This window comes from Flagellimonas spongiicola (genome assembly GCF_023502425.1).
GTDB classification, from domain to species: Bacteria; Bacteroidota; Bacteroidia; order Flavobacteriales; family Flavobacteriaceae; genus Flagellimonas; species Flagellimonas spongiicola.
In genome coordinates, this window is the sequence record NZ_JAMFMA010000004.1 from 66,659 (window position 1) to 82,756 (window position 16,098).

The following is a 16,098-nucleotide window of genomic DNA, read 5'->3' on the forward strand; positions in this document are numbered from 1 at the left end:
GCTGAAATTGAACTTATTCTAGTTCAGTTCCAGCTGTAAGTGGCATTTTTATTTAATAGCATATGGCACAAGTAATGGCAATAAAAGGTAGTAAGAAGTTATTGAATGCATGGGCCTTTTATGATTGGGCCAATTCGGTCTATAGCTTGGTCATTTCATCGGCGATCTTCCCTATTTTTTACGGGGCGTTGTTTCGCGTTGCCGAAATAGAAAAGGTTACCATCTTTGGAGGGGAAATTGCGCGTGCACCTTTGATCAGTTATGTAACTTCTTTGGCTTTTGTATTTATTGCCATTGTTACACCACTCGTATCAGGAATAGCCGATTATTTGGGAAACAAAAAGATATTTCTCAAGTTCTTTTGCTACCTAGGTGGATTCTCCTGTATTGGATTGTATTGGTTTTCATTGGAAAACATCTATTTCGGACTTGTATGTTACTTCTTTGGTCTTGTTGGATTCTGGGTCAGTTTCGCGATAAATAATTCTTATCTACCAGACATCGCTTTTCCTGAACAACAAGATGGAATTAGTGCCAAAGGTTTTTCCTTAGGGTACATTGGCAGTGTAATTCTTTTGGCAATAAACCTTGCCATGGTCTTGGTTTTGCCCAATATGCTTGGTATTGAGGAAATTGGAGGGGAACCAGTTGCAATCGTAATGATGAAGTATTCCTTTATAATGGTTGGTATCTGGTGGATGCTTTTTAGCCAATATACCTTTAAACATTTACCTAAAGGGCACAAAAGGGAAGGAGCTAGAACCAATGTGTTGTTAAACGGTTTTAGGGAACTAAAAAGTGTCTGGAAGCAATTGGGTACGGAAATTAGGTTAAAACGTTATCTAGGTGCTTTTTTTGTGTATAGCATGGCAGTGCAGACTATTATGCTCATCGCTACCTACTTTGGCGAGGAAGAAATAGATTGGGGTTCTGATGATTTTAGACAATTTGGGCTCATCATCAGCATTTTGATTATTCAAGTCATTGCGATTGGCGGCGCCTATTTGACCGCTTATCTTTCAAAATTATACGGAAACGTAAGAACGTTGGTGTGGGTGAATATTGTGTGGATATTGCTCTGTATTTATGCCTATTTTCTCCAAACACCTATGGATTTCTTCATTGCTGCTGGTCTAGTAGGTGTGGTCATGGGAGGAATCCAAGCACTTTCGCGTTCCACCTATTCTAAGTTTTTACCAGAAACAACGGATACTACTTCTTTTTTCAGCTTTTATGATGTTGCTGAAAAAATTGGGATTGTAATCGGAACGTTCCTATATGGCGCTGTGGCCCAGCTGACCGGTAGTATGCGTAATAGTACCATCTTTTTAGGTCTCTTTTTCTTGATTGGTGCCATACTTTTGTTACGTGTCAATAAGAAATCAACTTAAATTAACTGTTCGAATGAAATTCAAATCCCTTTTTAGTCTAGTTGTGGTTGTGCTGCTCGCTTCTTGTGCTGATCAGACCAAAAATGTTCAACCCATAGTGGATGCGTATTATGAAACCTATGCACAACGAAACGATTTTGAAAAGTTGCTTTCCTATTATGATGAATCCATCTTACTCGAGGATTATATCAATGGTGATAAAATTGAGGGAAAGACCGCATTACGGGAATTTTTGGATTGGGACAATCCAAATTTTAACATGGTGGAACCTGTTGCTCTAACCATCGCGGATCAAATGATTGAAGGCAATAAAGTAGTGACCAAAGGTCATTTCTCTAAATTCAAATGGGGTTCGTATGAATTTGGACCCATGCAGTTTGTAACTATTTTGACCTTTAATGATGATGGTAAAATCATCCGACATGAGGATTGGATTAATTATCCTTCCAACTTAATTGATTACGACACTAGGGTAAACTCAAATGATTGGATAAAAAAATAGACCCCATCCAATGGACAGGGTCTAGACGTTTTTTGATTGAATTCTTTTTGGTTATCCTTTGGATATGTCTCCTGAACCAGACGCTTTACTCTTGATTTTCTTCGGATTTCCTCTGTAGCTTATGTCGCCAGAACCAGATACTCTAGCGTCAATGGATTGATTAGCAGTTACTTTGATATCTGCCGAACCAGATACCTGAGCCGTTACAAACTCTGCTTCAAGACCATAGGCCTTAACATCACCAGAACCGGATACTTGTACACTGAAGTCCGTTGCCGAACCTTCAAGATTAATGTCTCCAGATCCTGATAAAGAAGCGTTTAAACTTTGTGCTTCAACAGTCAAACTTACATCTCCGGAACCTGACATTGAAGCATCAAAGTCGTCTGCTTTAATGGTGGTTCTACTCACAACATCGCCAGAACCTGATAAGGATACTGCATTGATATCTTCAATAGGCACGGTCACCGTAATTCCAGAATTCCAATTAGAAGGTCTTAGGTTTACACCTCGTTCTTGTTTTACAATCAATTTGCCATTTTTTACTTCGGTTTTGATGTATTCCAATAGGTTGGACTCGCCCTTCAATATGATTTCGCCTTCGTTTCCGGCAACGATTTCCAAATCGAACCATCCTGCCAAGGAAACCGCATCATAGTCACCAACAGAACGTTCTATAGTTACGACATCTCCGTTGCCTCTTACTTTTTTGCCCCATTGGGCATTGGTTACTGCCATCATGGACAGTGCTAGGGTTAATGTGATTAGTTTTTTCATGATCGTGTTTAATTTGCGTTTTTTGATTATTAATTCTGACTAAAAGTAATACCACCATAGTCCGATGTAATCAGTACAGTATTGCCTGAATTTTCGGAACCGTAGTATCCCTTGTAATATTTTTCTCTTGATTTTTCCTTGCTGATGTTGATTTCAAAAGGATCAATACCATTTACCCCGGCGTATTCTGCTGAAATCTCAAAGTTAAAATGATAGCCTGGTGAATAGCCGATACGTATTCCAGTGTAATCGGTTCTAATGTCCATATTTCCGGCATCGTCAGCCATATTTGCTATTTTCAAAGAACCGTAATCGGATGTGATGTTGACATTTCCGTGGACGGTTCCTAATTTCAAACCAACATAATCACCACTGCCATTAACATTGTTCACCTCTATAATTTCCATTGAACCATAATCTGTATTATACTCCAAGTTTTCCATTTGGTTGACCACACTGTTTGTATAATCTGCCTTAATAGTTAGGTTACCGGCTTTTTCAACGGTAAATCCGGAGTAATCGGCAATGATTTCTGCACTGTTTATGTATTCAAAGTTGGAACGTGAGGTGTAGTCAAATCGAAGTTCGTTGTTTCTTCCTCTAAGTTCTCCAACATCAATTTTGCCATAGTCACAGCTGATTTTAGCATGACCGTCTACTCGATCAAGGTAAATATTGCCATAATCATTGCTCAAGCTAACACTATTTTTAACTGGAATTTTCACGGTGTAGTTCACTTGAACGTTCACATTATTGCGTTTTCCCCAGTTCCAACCCCAGTTTCTGCCACCATCACCAAATCGGGTGCGTGCAGAGACCAAACTATTGCTGGTTTCAAAATCCACATCAATTTCAGTAAGCCTTTTTTCCACTCGTTCCTCATTGTTTCCACTGGTCTGGATATGGATTTCCATAACAACTCGGTCTTCATTCCAAGAAGTAATGTTAAGGTTGCCATAGCTGTTCTTCACTTTGAACAGGGCATCTGAATTCACATTGAATTCTTTTTTGATTGTCTTTTCCTTAGTGTACCGCCCTTTTAGTTTGCCATTGTTGGCAACCATGACCAAAGGAAGCAGTGCTAATGTCAAAAAGACATATTTATATCGTAATGTTTTCATCATAATTAGTTTTAATATTCTTTATATTTTCAATATTGGTCAGTACTTCTTGTAATAGATCGATTCGGGTTTGGAAATTGGTGATCATTGCATTTAAGATGAACTTACTATTACCTCCATTCACGAGTTCTTGTTCCAAAGCATCGTAATCGGATTGTAGTTTTTCCAATTGAACCAAAGTGTCGTCTACGAGCTTGGCCGTTTCAGGTGATTTTTCATCCTTGAGTTGCTGCACTTGCGCCTCAATAAGATTTGCAAAGTAGAACTCGGTTTCCGAGACTTCAGGTGCAATTTCCACAACCTGCTCCTTTATAGAAGGTTTATTGTTGATTACCTGCAAACCGAGCACACATAAAAGGGCCACGGAAGCCGCAATTGACAAAGATTTCCACCAATTGGTCTTTTTACCGTTCAGACTTGTAACTCCTTTGGATTGATTCAATTTTTGCAAGAAACGATCTTGATGTCCCTGTTTTGGGTTTTCTACATCGAATTCGCCTTCAAGACGTTGGAACAATTGATCTAGATTATCTTTTTCCATAATCAAACATTTACGGTCAATTTTTTTCTAAGGCTTTCTTTTGCCCTGGAAATGGTAGTTCTGCAATTCGCATAACTAATGTTCATGATTTCACTGATTTCTTCGTAATCATACCCGTCAATTAAATGTAAGGTCAAAGAAACTCTGTAATTGTCTTTTAAACTCTTCATGGTCTCCATCACTTTTTGAGCCTTCAGTTCTGTATAACCATTATGATCAAGATCAACTCCGTCATTATCTTCGACCTTGTACATTACATTATCCAAATCAACAGCTTTTGATTTCTGTTGTTTTTTGTAATGATAGATGCTGTTATTGATCACAATTCGCTTTAACCACGCTCCAAAGGTGACGTCCCCTTTGAACGTATGCAGTTTCGTAAACGCATTCAAAAACGATTCCTGCATTACATCTTCGGCTTCGGCGGAATCCTTTACAATTCGGAAAGCTGTGTTGTACATAGCTTTGTAATACCTGTTGTAAACTTCCATCTGAGCACTTGATTTGCCTACACGGCAAGATTGCAGCAGTGCATCTATATGTTCATTTTGGTGGCTCAAAAAATGAATGGTTTGTCTTATAGATTGATGAAATTATCAATTGTTACACTTTTATGTGAAAAATTGTTTTTTAATGGCACAAGAATTGCCCTTATAGGTAAATAATTGGTGCCAACCCTCTTGAATATAGTGAGTTTGAGTAGGATTAATGGGTTTGATGCCATAATTAGTACTAAAGATTTATGTCATTTGTGACAAAATGACCGATAATAAGATATGGGAGAAATTAAAATTTCAACTTTTGACAATATTTCATTACAAGGATTAGACGAAGATGCCGAATTGATTCCCTTGTTGACTCCGGAAGATGAAGAGGAGATGAATCGTGAGGTCCTACCGGAAACATTGCCGGTACTTCCGTTGCGAAATACAGTGCTGTTTCCTGGTGTGGTCATTCCAATTACCGCTGGGAGAGACAAATCCATTAGCCTGATAAAAGATGCCAATAACGGCTCTAAAACAATTGGTGTGGTTGCCCAAAAAGATGAGGAAGTGGAAAATCCGGGAGTGGAGGATTTGAATACACTGGGTACCGTTGCAAGGATTTTACGCGTGCTTCAAATGCCCGATGGAAATACAACAGTAATTATTCAAGGTAAAAAACGATTTGAAATTGCCGAAGTGATTACTGAGCAACCGTATTTCACGGCCACCGTTCGTGAAACAGTTGAAGAACGACCTGACGAATCAAGTGAAGAGTTTTCCGCAATAATTGATTCTATTAAGGAGTTGGCGTATAAAATCATCAAAGACAACCCTAACATTCCTAGTGAGGCAAACTTTGCCATAAAGAATATTCAAAGTAATTCCTTCTTGATCAATTTTGTGTCGTCCAATCTCAATTTGAGTGTGGCCGATAAACAAAACCTTCTGGAAATCCCAAACCTGAAAGATCGCGCGTTGGCAACTTTGAAATATATGAATGTTGAACTTCAAAAACTGGAATTGAAGAATGACATTCAGTCCAAAGTCCGCAATGATATGGACCAACAACAACGGGAATATTTCTTGCATCAACAAATGAAAACCATCCAAGAAGAATTGGGTGGAATTTCCTATGAGGAGGAGGTTGATGAAATGCGGCAAAAGGCAAAATCTAAAAAGTGGGACAAAAAAGTAAAAGAACATTTTGAGAAAGAGCTTTCCAAAATGCAACGTATGAATCCGCAGGTTGCCGAATATTCCATTCAACGCAATTACTTGGATTTGTTTTTGGATTTGCCATGGAATGAGTTTTCAAAGGACAAATTCGACCTAAAACGTGCCCAAAAAATATTGGAGAGGGACCATTACGGTTTGGAAGACGTTAAGCGCAGAATTATTGAGTATCTGGCCGTGTTGAAACTTCGGAACGATATGAAATCCCCCATTTTATGCCTTTATGGCCCTCCTGGTGTTGGTAAGACATCTTTGGGGAAATCTGTGGCCGAGGCTTTAGGCAGGGAATATGTACGTATCTCGCTGGGCGGGCTTAGGGATGAAGCTGAAATCCGTGGACACCGAAAAACATACATTGGGGCAATGCCAGGTAGGATTGTCCAAAGCCTTAAGAAAGCGGGTACTTCTAATCCTGTGTTTATTTTGGATGAAATAGATAAACTTTCCAATAGCCATCAAGGAGATCCCTCTTCTGCCATGTTGGAAGTTTTGGACCCTGAACAGAACAGTGAATTCTACGACAACTTCTTGGAAATGGGTTATGACCTTTCCAAAGTGATGTTTATTGCCACTGCCAATAATTTGGGGAGTATTCAACCAGCCTTGCGTGATCGTATGGAGATTATTAATGTTACGGGCTATACGATTGAAGAAAAAGTGGAAATTGCCAAAAAACACTTGTTGCCCAAGCAACTTAAAGAACACGGATTAAGTGCCAAAGATCTTAAAATTGGTAAACCCCAAATGGAAAAGGTTGTTGAAGGGTACACCCGTGAATCAGGGGTTCGTAGCTTGGAGAAACAATTGGCCAAAATGGTACGTTATGCAGCAAAATCGATTGCAATTGAAGAGGAATACAATGTTAAAGTGACCAATGAAGATGTTGAAAAAGTCCTTGGACCTGCACGATTGGAGCGCGATAAATACGAAAACAACGATGTAGCTGGTGTGGTAACAGGATTGGCTTGGACCAGCGTTGGTGGTGATATTCTTTTTATTGAATCCATTTTGAGTAAGGGTAAAGGCGCCTTGAATATTACCGGAAATTTAGGAAAGGTGATGAAGGAGTCTGCGACCATAGCCATGGAATACATTAAATCCAATGCGGCCTCTTTTGGAATAAACCCGGATGTTTTTGATAAATACAATGTGCATATCCATGTTCCGGAGGGTGCAACTCCTAAAGATGGGCCTAGTGCGGGTATAACCATGTTGACTTCTTTGGTCTCTTTGTTCACGCAGCGCAAAGTGAAGAAAAGTTTGGCAATGACCGGCGAAATCACTTTACGCGGCAAAGTTTTACCGGTTGGTGGCATCAAGGAGAAGATTTTGGCTGCCAAGCGGGCAAGAATCAAGGAAATCATTCTTTGTGAGGACAATCGAAAGGATATTGAGGAGATCAAACAAGATTATCTAAAGGGCTTGACATTCCATTTTGTAAATGATATGAGCGAGGTGATCGACATTGCCATCACCAATAGGAAGGTTAAAAATGCAAAGACGCTTTAATTTTTAGTCCGCAACCTAAACTTCTTTCAAATCTCTCTATTTTTGAAGCATGGGAAAAATAACCATAGCCATAGATGGCTATTCTTCCACTGGTAAAAGCACCATTGCCAAAAAACTTGCCAAAGCACTTGACTATATTTATGTAGATACTGGTGCTATGTACCGGGCCGTTACTTTGTATGCATTGCGGAACAACTATGTTGGGACAACTGAGGACATCCCGGCATTGATCCAAGATTTACCCAATTTAGCACTGAAATTCGTTCCCAATAAATCTCTCGGAATGTCGGAAATGCATTTGAATGGTGAAAACGTGGAAAGGGAAATCCGCGCGATGGAGGTTTCACGGAATGTCAGTAGGGTTTCCACAATTCCCGAAGTGCGCCATAAATTGGTGGAAATGCAGCAAAACATGGCCGGTAAAGAGGGGTTGGTCATGGATGGCCGGGATATTGGTACCGTTGTATTCCCCAATGCCGAATTGAAAATCTACATGACAGCATCACCGAATGCCAGGGCCACCAGACGCTACAAAGAATTATTGGATAAAGGCGAGCAAGTCTCTTTTGAAGAAGTTTTGGAAAATGTCCAAAAAAGAGATTTTATCGACTCAACCCGTGAGATTTCTCCATTGCGAAAAGCGGATGATGCCATTGCCTTTGACAATAGCGATATGGGCCTGGAAGAACAGTTTGAACGCGTCTATGACTTTGCTTTACGGATTATTGAGCAGCAAGAATAGTTTTACCAATATTTAAGAATCCAGAGAAAAGGAGGATTCAACTAAATACGGTTTCAACCAATATTTGCCCCTTTCTGTATGCGTTATCACTAAATCGTCTCCAGTAGATTCGGATGTCTGGTTTAATCCCATACACTTCATTTTTCCCATCAGCTCTTAATCGAACACAATCAGGCATTTTTACGGTAAGACCAATGTTTTCAAGTGTGGTAGTAATACCTCCATTTGAATAACCGCAACCTGCTCCGTAACTGTTTCTTCCGATGATGGTTGCCTCATTGTTTATTTGCAATAAGGAAGTAAACCTTTCCGTGGCTGAGGCGGATTGTTCGTCTTGGACTACATACAATGGACCGGAATAAATACCGGTTTTAAAAGGTCTAAATCTGGAGGCTGTTAATAGATCTTTGGATTGTAACAGATTAAATTGCGGGTCCGTCATTATATCAAAAGGCAATTTGGATCCATAGGGATGCTCTAGTAAATCCAAGCAGTCTATTTTATTGTTACTCCATACCTCAATTGAAGCGCAGTTACTTTCGCATTTAGCAACGAGTCCAATAACCAAGTGCTGTAACTTCAATAGTTTCTGTTTTAATGAAGCCGATAATTTATCATTTGCCAAGTCATTTCCAATTGTGTTTAAGTCTTCCTCTAAAATCTCTTTCCAATGCTCATGCTTAATAAACAGATTTGGCATATAATCTAATTTTTTGGCACTAAGTAGATGAGCAATTTCTTCAAACCAACCAGAACCGCCATTGTTTCCAGTTACATCTACTAAAAGCTTAGAGATGTTTTCGGATTTCAATTCCTCCAAACGTTCAATGAATTCTTTTGTAAACTCTTTTTCCAATATACTGTTGAACTTTTCCTGACAATCATCATCACAGATCCCATCAAATTCATCCCTGTACGTAGTCCAAACTTTAAAGGGCGTACCCCAATACCCTTGGTTATAGAAGTAGGGGAGTTTAAGGGTACCTATTTTACCATTTGCGGTTTGGATAATGCCAGCTTGGAATGAATTGTTTTTAGTGGTAAGTGGTATATAACCTGGAACAGAATCGAACTTCAAATTTGGAACATCGAATTCCTGAAAGCCCATCTTTTTTAATGCCACCGAAACGGAATCGGTACTCATTGGGTAATTACCTGAATCGTCGGTATTATCCGTGGATAAAGTTGTTTCAATGACTGATGCAGCTAAATGCCCGTCTTTGAATTTTGCTAAAAATCGTCTGATGACCAATTGTGCTTCCTCTTGGGTTTTAGCAAGCTTTAATTCTGAAATTGTTTTAGTATTCAATCGAGATAAATCCATACTTTCCTCAAGTACTATTGATTTTAGATTGGAATAGGTTTTTGTCATTTGCGATTTCAATACCTCAAAATCTTCTAGCCATAAATCGCTAGGGTTCTGAGTTTGTTTGAATGCAAACAAAAACACAAGGGAAAGGATGCCAAATAGTAGTACTGTTTTCTTCATACTCCGGATTAGTTTAGAAATTAATAATCTAGAGACTGGTTTAAATTTTAATTGTCACAAAAAGTGCTTTCCCATATGCAAAAATGGAATTGGAGAAGAAGTGTCAACAAGGAGAGCTTCCTAAAATATGTAGGTAAAAGAAGCCGATGATTATTTTTGAAGTAATTGGTCCTCATGTCGGTAGTTTGAATACGGAGGATAGATTTATAGTGGTTCACTTATCGGTTTGGCTATGGTTTCGTTGCGTGAAAATCCGCAAGGATTTTCCGCCGTAAACCGAAGACAGCAAATTTGCGAGGACTTTCCGAGAGGAAAGTCAGGAGCAATGAATTATAGCCGGTGTTGTACGCTGGCTTTTAATCCCTTATTTCTACTAGTTTTAAGTCCAAGTCTTTTATTATTTGGTCAATATCAAATTCGAAATCTTTTGGAATATTCACAGTCGCAATGCTACCAAGGTCAACTTGCCAAAATCCGCCTCTTTTTGTCAATTCCTCTCCGAGCATTCGATAGTCAGATTCTTTATGGTTTGGGGTTAATCCAAATCTACGAGTAATGAAATCCGATTTTTTTGTGATTTTTATTATCTCGTGTTTCTGCTCCTCATTTATTTTCGTTTCGAATTCCGTTCCCAAGGTCAGTTTAGGGTTGCAAAAGTCATTGTCAATCATTCGAAATTTGTTTTCGGATAATTGCTCAACATAAAGAGTAGTTGTTACTTTTTCTTTTTTATTATAAACTTCAATTTTGACTTCGTTCATTTTTTTAGCTTGCGTACAACATAAAGGATATCAATCGTTTTAATGATTTATATCCTACGATAAGTGAAGTTAACGGATTTTTATAAAAAAAGTCCTGCTAAATTGACGAACACCCAATTTCAATTTATGGTTGATGAAAATGTTTTTACTAAGTTGTTATTTTAATTTATACGGCTATAATGTACAAAACAAAAAAGCCATGCATAGCATGGCTTTTACGCTTCAAAATAATGCTTGCTTATAGGTTTGGAATCACCAAAACCTGATCAGGATGGATTACATCCGGATTCTTTAACTGATCCGTGTTGGCCTCAAAAATGGCATTGTATTTCATGGCATTACCGTAATAATGCTTTGCAATTTTACTTAGTGACTCTCCACTCTTTACGGTATGTCTGTGATATACGGAATCATCACCAACGGTAATATTCGCTTTAATGTCAGAAGGGCTTTGTCCACCAATTTCCTTGATTTTATCCCAAAGCATGTTCTTTTCATATGGGGTAGCAGCTTCCCCTTTAATCTTAAGTACTCCTCCGTCTTCGGATACTTCACCTCCTTTTATTTCCAATTCCTGGCCTAGATCCAAAACTGCTTGGTATTTTGCTTTTGTGCTCATAATTTGCTGTAATTTTTTAATGGTTACTATTTAGAAACAAGATATCAATAAAAGTCACATGCTAGCTTAAATTTTCACTAATAATCCGAGCGCTTTAAATAGTCGCAATAAGGGTTTGTAAAACAAGGAATTAATTGTATTTTTGCACTCCTTTTTGGCGAACAGCAAGAGAATAAAGGGAACAGTTTTTAAATATTATTAATCACTTTCATGGAATCGCCTAACTCTTGAAAACCATGGAATACAAATTTTAATCAGCACATGGCTGAAGAAAAAGCAAAAGTTGAGGTAGAAGAAACTACCGCTACTGCAGAAGTAAAAGAGGTTGAAACCCAACAAGACCCCCAGGAATTTTTAGAGAACTTCGACTGGGAAAAGTACGAAGAAGGTATTGAAAAGGTCGAAGACAGTAAACTTAGCGAGTTTGAAAAGCTTGTTGAGGAAAACTTCGTGGATACCGCAGATGAAGAAGTAGTTGAGGGAAAAGTGGTTCACATGACAGATCGTGAAGCCATCATTGACATCAACGCAAAGTCTGAAGGTGTTATTTCTTTAAATGAATTCCGTTACAACCCAGATTTGAAGGTTGGGGACAAGGTTGAGGTTCTTATCGATATCCGTGAGGACAAAACAGGTCAGTTGGTACTTTCACACAGAAAGGCCAGAACCATTATGGCTTGGGACCGTGTTAATGCCGCTCATGACAAAGAAGAAATTGTACAAGGTTTTGTAAAATGCAGAACCAAGGGTGGTATGATCGTAGATGTTTTTGGAATTGAGGCGTTCTTGCCTGGTTCACAAATTGACGTGAAGCCTATCCGTGACTACGATCAGTATGTTGGAAAAAGTATGGAATTTAAAGTGGTTAAGATTAACCACGAATTCAAAAACGTAGTTGTTTCCCATAAAGCCCTTATCGAGGCTGACATCGAAGAACAGAAGAAGGAAATCATCAGCCAGCTTGAAAAAGGTCAAGTATTGGAAGGGATCGTTAAGAACGTTACGTCTTACGGTGTTTTCATCGACCTTGGTGGCGTAGATGGATTGATTCACATTACAGATCTTTCTTGGAGCCGTATCAACCACCCGAACGAGGTTGTTGAATTGGATCAGAAAATGAATGTGGTAATCCTTGACTTCGATGATAACAAATCAAGAATCCAATTGGGTCTTAAGCAGTTGGAGAAACATCCATGGGATGCATTGGGTGATGAAATCAAGATTGGTGATAAAGTAAAAGGTAAGGTTGTTGTTATTGCAGACTACGGTGCCTTTATTGAAGTTGCTGATGGTGTTGAAGGATTGATCCACGTATCTGAAATGTCTTGGTCTACACACCTAAGATCTGCTCAGGATTTTGTTAACGTTGGTGACGAAGTAGAAGCTGTAGTATTGACATTGGATCGTGAAGATCGCAAAATGTCATTGGGCATCAAGCAATTGACTCCAGACCCATGGACAGATATTACTTCTAAATACCCTGTAGGTTCTAGACATAAAGGAATCGTTAGAAACTTTACCAACTTTGGTGTCTTTGTAGAGATGGAAGAAGGTATTGACGGTTTGATCTATATCTCTGACTTGTCTTGGACGAAGAAAATCAAGCACCCATCTGAGTTTGTTACCGTTGGTGACACTTTGGAAGTGGAAGTATTGGAATTGGATGTTGAGGGACGTAAGTTGAGCTTGGGTCACAAGCAAACTACTGAAAACCCATGGGACAAGTACTCTGAGGAGTTTGCAGAAGGAACCATCCACAAAGCAGCTATTGCTGAAATAGTTGACAAAGGTGCTACAATCAATTTCAATGATGATATTGTTGGATTTGTTCCATCAAGACACATGGAAAAAGAAGATGGTAAAAAACTTGGTAAAGGAGAAGAGGTTGACTTCAAAATCATTGAATTCAACAAGGACTTCAAGCGAGTTGTGGCTAGCCACACAGCTATCTTTAGAGAGCAAGAAGAGCGCAATGTTAGTGCAGCACGCAGAAAATCCGCAGCTCAGGCTGAAGAATCCAAAACTACTTTTGGTGATGCAAACGCACAACTTCAAGCGTTAAAGGACAAAATGGAAGCTGATTCTAAGAAGAAGTAATCCAATAATCCTGATAATTTAAAAGCCCTGCCAATTGGTAGGGCTTTTTTCTGCTTTAAACTTTTTCAGAAATGATTACTTTTGCAATCAACCGAGTTGGTAGCAGCGCATATGAGCCAAAAAGTACTTCTTACTTCCAAAGAGATTCACATCATATTGCATCGTTTAGCTTGTCAACTTTTGGAAAACCATTTGGATTTTTCAAACACTGCACTCATTGGAATTCAACCGCGCGGCGTTTTTTTGGCAGAGCGTTTGACCAAGATACTTCGCGAAAACTATAAGGTCAAGGATATTGAACTTGGCTTTTTGGATATCACATTTTATAGGGATGACTTTGGTAGAGGTGAAAAGCCTTTGAAAGCCAATACCACTAAGATTGATTTTCTTGTTGAGGATAAAAATGTGGTTTTGATAGATGATGTGTTGTATACCGGAAGAAGTATTCGTGCGGCATTAACAGCAATACAGTCCTTTGGGAGACCATCAGACATAGAACTATTAACCTTGATAGACAGAAGATTTAGTAGACACTTACCAATTCAACCTAACTATCGGGGTAGGCAAGTAGATGCAATCAATGAAGAGAAAGTTAAGGTGTTGTGGGAAGAAAATGATGGCAAGGATGTCGTTTATTTAGTAAACAAATAATTTGAAATGAGTGAATTAAGTGTAAACCACTTACTGGGCATAAAATATCTGGATAAAAAGGATATTGAACTCATTTTTGAAACTGCTGACCATTTTAAGGAGGTCATCAATAGATCAATAAAAAAGGTCCCAACTCTTCGGGACACTACTATAGCCAATATCTTTTTTGAAAACAGTACACGTACTAAACTATCGTTTGAATTAGCGGAAAAGCGACTGTCTGCTGATGTTGTTAATTTTTCTGCATCCCAGTCTTCCGTCAAAAAAGGGGAGACGCTCATAGATACGGTAAACAATATTTTGTCGATGAAGGTGGACATGGTTGTAATGCGCCATCCTAATCCAGGTGCGGGAATCTTTCTTTCCAAGTATGTCAATGCATCAATAATCAATGCAGGAGATGGAGCTCATGAGCACCCAACCCAAGCGTTATTGGACTCCTATTCAATTCGTGAAAGACTAGGGGATGTTGGGGGCAAGAATGTGGTTATTGTAGGAGATATATTGCACTCGAGAGTGGCGTTATCCAACATATTCGCCTTAAAACTTCAGGGGGCCAATGTTAAAGTATGCGGGCCAAAAACGCTGATTCCAAAACATATTGAATCCTTGGGAGTTCAAGTAGAGACCAATTTAAGAAAGGCATTGGAATGGTGTGATGTTGCCAATATGTTGCGCGTACAAAACGAACGAATGGACATCAGTTATTTTCCTTCAACACGCGAATACACCCAGCAATTTGGCGTCAACAAGGCTTTATTGAATAGTTTGGACAAACAAATTGTGATCATGCACCCGGGTCCAATTAATCGCGGAGTTGAGATTACCAGTGATGTGGCAGATTCAAATCAATCCATTATCTTAGAGCAAGTAGAAAATGGGGTGGCCATTAGGATGGCTGTTATTTATCTACTAGCGGCAAAAAAGTAAGCTATGATTTTCGATAAGGAAGGAACTACAACTATAGTTTTCCAGGAAAAAACCTCCCTTGAAACCTTTCTGGATAATTTGAACAAAGGATACCCCAAGATCAAACACGATAACATTATTGTTAATTTGTTTTCCTTCAGCAAATTAACTGCCGGTGATGTATTGGAGTTTTTGGAAATATCAAATACACATAGAAATTCCAATAAATCCTTTGTTTTGGTTTCCAATAAAGTAGCTTATGATGAAATTCCAGAAGAAATAAACCTTGTGCCCACCATTCAAGAGGCAAAGGATATTATTGAAATGGAAGAAATTGAGCGCGATTTAGGCATATGAAGTTGACCATTCTCGGCTGCTATTCCGCCACTCCCAGAACTTTTACTAATCCAACATCGCAAGTTTTGGAGATTCGTAAGCACCTTTTTTTGATTGATTGCGGCGAGGGAACCCAAGTTCAACTGCGAAAATATAAGGTCAAATTTTCAAGAATCAAGCATATATTCATATCCCATCTTCATGGTGATCACTTTTTTGGATTGCCTGGACTTATTTCCACTTTCCGTCTATTGGGAAGGGAATCAGAACTTCACATTTATGGTCCCAAGGGTATCAAGGAAGCCGTGACCCTTTTATTGAAGTTAGGCGATTCTTGGACGAACTATCCATTATTTTTCCATGAATTGGATTCAAGTAAGTCAGAAACTTTGTTTGAGGATGATGAGGTGAGTGTAAATACCATTCCATTAGATCACCGGGTGTATACAAATGGTTTCTTGTTCAAAGAAAAGCCAGCAGTAAGAAAATTGGATATTGAGGCAGTTAAAGAACATCAGATTGACCGGAGTCAATATCACAATATTAAAAATGGGAAGAACGGGGTAGCCAAAAATGGAACGGAAATTCCTAATGTGGATTTGACAGAAGATCCTCCAAAACCAAAAAGCTATGCTTTTTGTAGCGATACCGCTTACAATGAAACTATAATACCAATCATTGAAAACGTTGAATTGCTCTATCACGAATCTACATTTCTTGAGTCTGAGGCTCATTTATGTTCCAAAACGAAACATTCCACGGCAAAACAGGCAGCTATAATAGCTAAAAAAGCCACTGTGGGCACTTTGATTTTAGGCCATTATTCAACACGTTATAAATCGCTTGATCTTTTTAAAGAAGAAGCTCTTGAGGTATTTGATAATGTTGAACTTGCGGACGATGGTAAATCTTTCAATATCTAGTAGCTCGACCCT

The 16,098-nt window shown here is 38.8% G+C and carries 16 protein-coding genes; 9 read left to right on the forward strand and 7 right to left on the reverse strand.

Annotated elements, in window-relative coordinates; all coding sequences use genetic code 11:
• Positions 1–62: 62 nt before the first annotated feature.
• Together M3P19_RS15145 and M3P19_RS15150 are read left to right on the forward strand one after the other, a co-directional pair.
• On the forward strand, positions 63–1,391 hold the full coding sequence (locus M3P19_RS15145) for an MFS transporter (RefSeq protein WP_249658538.1): 1,329 nt from the start codon (positions 63–65) through the stop codon (positions 1,389–1,391).
• Positions 1,392–1,404: 13 nt separating this feature from the next.
• Complete coding sequence (locus M3P19_RS15150) at positions 1,405–1,893, forward strand: nuclear transport factor 2 family protein (protein WP_249658539.1); 489 nt, start codon at positions 1,405–1,407, stop codon at positions 1,891–1,893.
• Positions 1,894–1,944: 51 nt separating this feature from the next.
• On the opposite strand, the gene M3P19_RS15155 is transcribed toward M3P19_RS15150, so the two are convergent.
• From M3P19_RS15155 to M3P19_RS15170, 4 genes are read right to left on the reverse strand one after another with little or no spacing between them, the layout of a single operon-like run.
• A complete protein-coding gene (locus M3P19_RS15155; protein ID WP_249658540.1) occupies positions 1,945–2,670 on the reverse strand; it encodes a head GIN domain-containing protein in 726 nt (241 codons plus the stop codon).
• Between the two features lie 29 nt (positions 2,671–2,699).
• On the reverse strand, positions 2,700–3,791 hold the full coding sequence (locus M3P19_RS15160) for a hypothetical protein (protein WP_249658541.1): 1,092 nt from the start codon (positions 3,789–3,791) through the stop codon (positions 2,700–2,702).
• A complete protein-coding gene (locus tag M3P19_RS15165) occupies positions 3,772–4,332 on the reverse strand; it encodes a hypothetical protein (RefSeq protein ID WP_249658542.1) in 561 nt (186 codons plus the stop codon). The genes M3P19_RS15160 and M3P19_RS15165 overlap by 20 nt, the downstream gene beginning before the upstream one ends.
• 2 nt (positions 4,333–4,334) lie before the next feature.
• Positions 4,335–4,892 carry an RNA polymerase sigma factor gene (locus tag M3P19_RS15170; protein WP_249658543.1) on the reverse strand — a complete coding sequence of 186 codons (558 nt, stop codon included), beginning with the start codon at positions 4,890–4,892 and terminating at the stop codon, positions 4,335–4,337.
• Positions 4,893–5,108: 216 nt separating this feature from the next.
• Here M3P19_RS15170 and lon point away from each other — a divergent pair, with 216 nt between their 5' ends.
• Complete coding sequence (lon, locus tag M3P19_RS15175) at positions 5,109–7,559, forward strand: endopeptidase La (RefSeq protein WP_249658544.1); 2,451 nt, start codon at positions 5,109–5,111, stop codon at positions 7,557–7,559.
• Positions 7,560–7,608: 49 nt separating this feature from the next.
• Entirely contained in the window at positions 7,609–8,301 is a 693-nt protein-coding gene (gene cmk, locus M3P19_RS15180; protein WP_249658545.1) for a (d)CMP kinase, read from the forward strand.
• Positions 8,302–8,338: 37 nt separating this feature from the next.
• Here the strand turns inward: cmk and M3P19_RS15185 are convergent, their stop codons facing one another.
• The 3 genes from M3P19_RS15185 to M3P19_RS15195 all read right to left on the reverse strand — a co-directional run bounded on the left by M3P19_RS15185 (position 8,339) and on the right by M3P19_RS15195 (position 11,170).
• A complete protein-coding gene (locus M3P19_RS15185; RefSeq protein WP_249658546.1) occupies positions 8,339–9,790 on the reverse strand; it encodes a S41 family peptidase in 1,452 nt (483 codons plus the stop codon).
• Between the two features lie 356 nt (positions 9,791–10,146).
• The gene (locus M3P19_RS15190) at positions 10,147–10,551 is read right to left on the reverse strand and encodes a hypothetical protein (RefSeq protein WP_249658547.1); all 405 of its coding nucleotides are present in this window, start codon (positions 10,549–10,551) and stop codon (positions 10,147–10,149) included.
• Positions 10,552–10,789: 238 nt separating this feature from the next.
• Positions 10,790–11,170 carry a LysM peptidoglycan-binding domain-containing protein gene (locus M3P19_RS15195; RefSeq protein ID WP_249658548.1) on the reverse strand — a complete coding sequence of 127 codons (381 nt, stop codon included), beginning with the start codon at positions 11,168–11,170 and terminating at the stop codon, positions 10,790–10,792.
• 261 nt (positions 11,171–11,431) lie between these two features.
• Here M3P19_RS15195 and rpsA point away from each other — a divergent pair, with 261 nt between their 5' ends.
• From rpsA to M3P19_RS15220, 5 genes are all read left to right on the forward strand, one after another.
• Positions 11,432–13,267, forward strand: a complete 1,836-nt coding sequence (gene rpsA / locus M3P19_RS15200; protein ID WP_249658549.1) for a 30S ribosomal protein S1 — start codon at positions 11,432–11,434, stop codon at positions 13,265–13,267.
• A gap of 111 nt (positions 13,268–13,378) precedes the next feature.
• Positions 13,379–13,918, forward strand: coding sequence for a bifunctional pyr operon transcriptional regulator/uracil phosphoribosyltransferase PyrR (gene pyrR / locus M3P19_RS15205; RefSeq protein WP_249658747.1), 540 nt, complete (start codon positions 13,379–13,381; stop codon positions 13,916–13,918).
• Positions 13,919–13,924: 6 nt separating this feature from the next.
• Complete coding sequence (locus M3P19_RS15210; RefSeq protein WP_249658550.1) at positions 13,925–14,848, forward strand: aspartate carbamoyltransferase catalytic subunit; 924 nt, start codon at positions 13,925–13,927, stop codon at positions 14,846–14,848.
• Between the two features lie 3 nt (positions 14,849–14,851).
• On the forward strand, positions 14,852–15,184 hold the full coding sequence (locus M3P19_RS15215) for a ribonuclease Z (RefSeq protein ID WP_249658551.1): 333 nt from the start codon (positions 14,852–14,854) through the stop codon (positions 15,182–15,184).
• On the forward strand, positions 15,181–16,086 hold the full coding sequence (locus M3P19_RS15220) for a ribonuclease Z (protein WP_249658552.1): 906 nt from the start codon (positions 15,181–15,183) through the stop codon (positions 16,084–16,086). Before M3P19_RS15215 ends, M3P19_RS15220 begins: the two co-directional genes overlap by 4 nt.
• The last annotated feature ends 12 nt before the right edge of the window (positions 16,087–16,098 follow it).

Excerpts from the sequence above, each read along its gene's own strand:
- pyrR (WP_249658747.1), top strand. The coding sequence starts at position 13,379 with ATGAGCCAAAAAGTACTTCTTACTTCCAAAGAGATTCACATCATATTG.
- cmk (WP_249658545.1), top strand. The coding sequence starts at position 7,609 with ATGGGAAAAATAACCATAGCCATAGATGGCTATTCTTCCACTGGTAAA.
- M3P19_RS15145 (WP_249658538.1), top strand. The coding sequence starts at position 63 with ATGGCACAAGTAATGGCAATAAAAGGTAGTAAGAAGTTATTGAATGCA.
- M3P19_RS15195 (WP_249658548.1), bottom strand. The coding sequence starts at position 11,170 with ATGAGCACAAAAGCAAAATACCAAGCAGTTTTGGATCTAGGCCAGGAA.
- lon (WP_249658544.1), top strand. The coding sequence starts at position 5,109 with ATGGGAGAAATTAAAATTTCAACTTTTGACAATATTTCATTACAAGGA.
- M3P19_RS15190 (WP_249658547.1), bottom strand. The coding sequence starts at position 10,551 with ATGAACGAAGTCAAAATTGAAGTTTATAATAAAAAAGAAAAAGTAACA.
- M3P19_RS15165 (WP_249658542.1), bottom strand. The coding sequence starts at position 4,332 with ATGGAAAAAGATAATCTAGATCAATTGTTCCAACGTCTTGAAGGCGAA.
- M3P19_RS15150 (WP_249658539.1), top strand. The coding sequence starts at position 1,405 with ATGAAATTCAAATCCCTTTTTAGTCTAGTTGTGGTTGTGCTGCTCGCT.
- M3P19_RS15155 (WP_249658540.1), bottom strand. The coding sequence starts at position 2,670 with ATGAAAAAACTAATCACATTAACCCTAGCACTGTCCATGATGGCAGTA.
- rpsA (WP_249658549.1), top strand. The coding sequence starts at position 11,432 with ATGGCTGAAGAAAAAGCAAAAGTTGAGGTAGAAGAAACTACCGCTACT.
- M3P19_RS15220 (WP_249658552.1), top strand. The coding sequence starts at position 15,181 with ATGAAGTTGACCATTCTCGGCTGCTATTCCGCCACTCCCAGAACTTTT.
- M3P19_RS15215 (WP_249658551.1), top strand. The coding sequence starts at position 14,852 with ATGATTTTCGATAAGGAAGGAACTACAACTATAGTTTTCCAGGAAAAA.
- M3P19_RS15160 (WP_249658541.1), bottom strand. The coding sequence starts at position 3,791 with ATGAAAACATTACGATATAAATATGTCTTTTTGACATTAGCACTGCTT.
- M3P19_RS15185 (WP_249658546.1), bottom strand. The coding sequence starts at position 9,790 with ATGAAGAAAACAGTACTACTATTTGGCATCCTTTCCCTTGTGTTTTTG.
- M3P19_RS15210 (WP_249658550.1), top strand. The coding sequence starts at position 13,925 with ATGAGTGAATTAAGTGTAAACCACTTACTGGGCATAAAATATCTGGAT.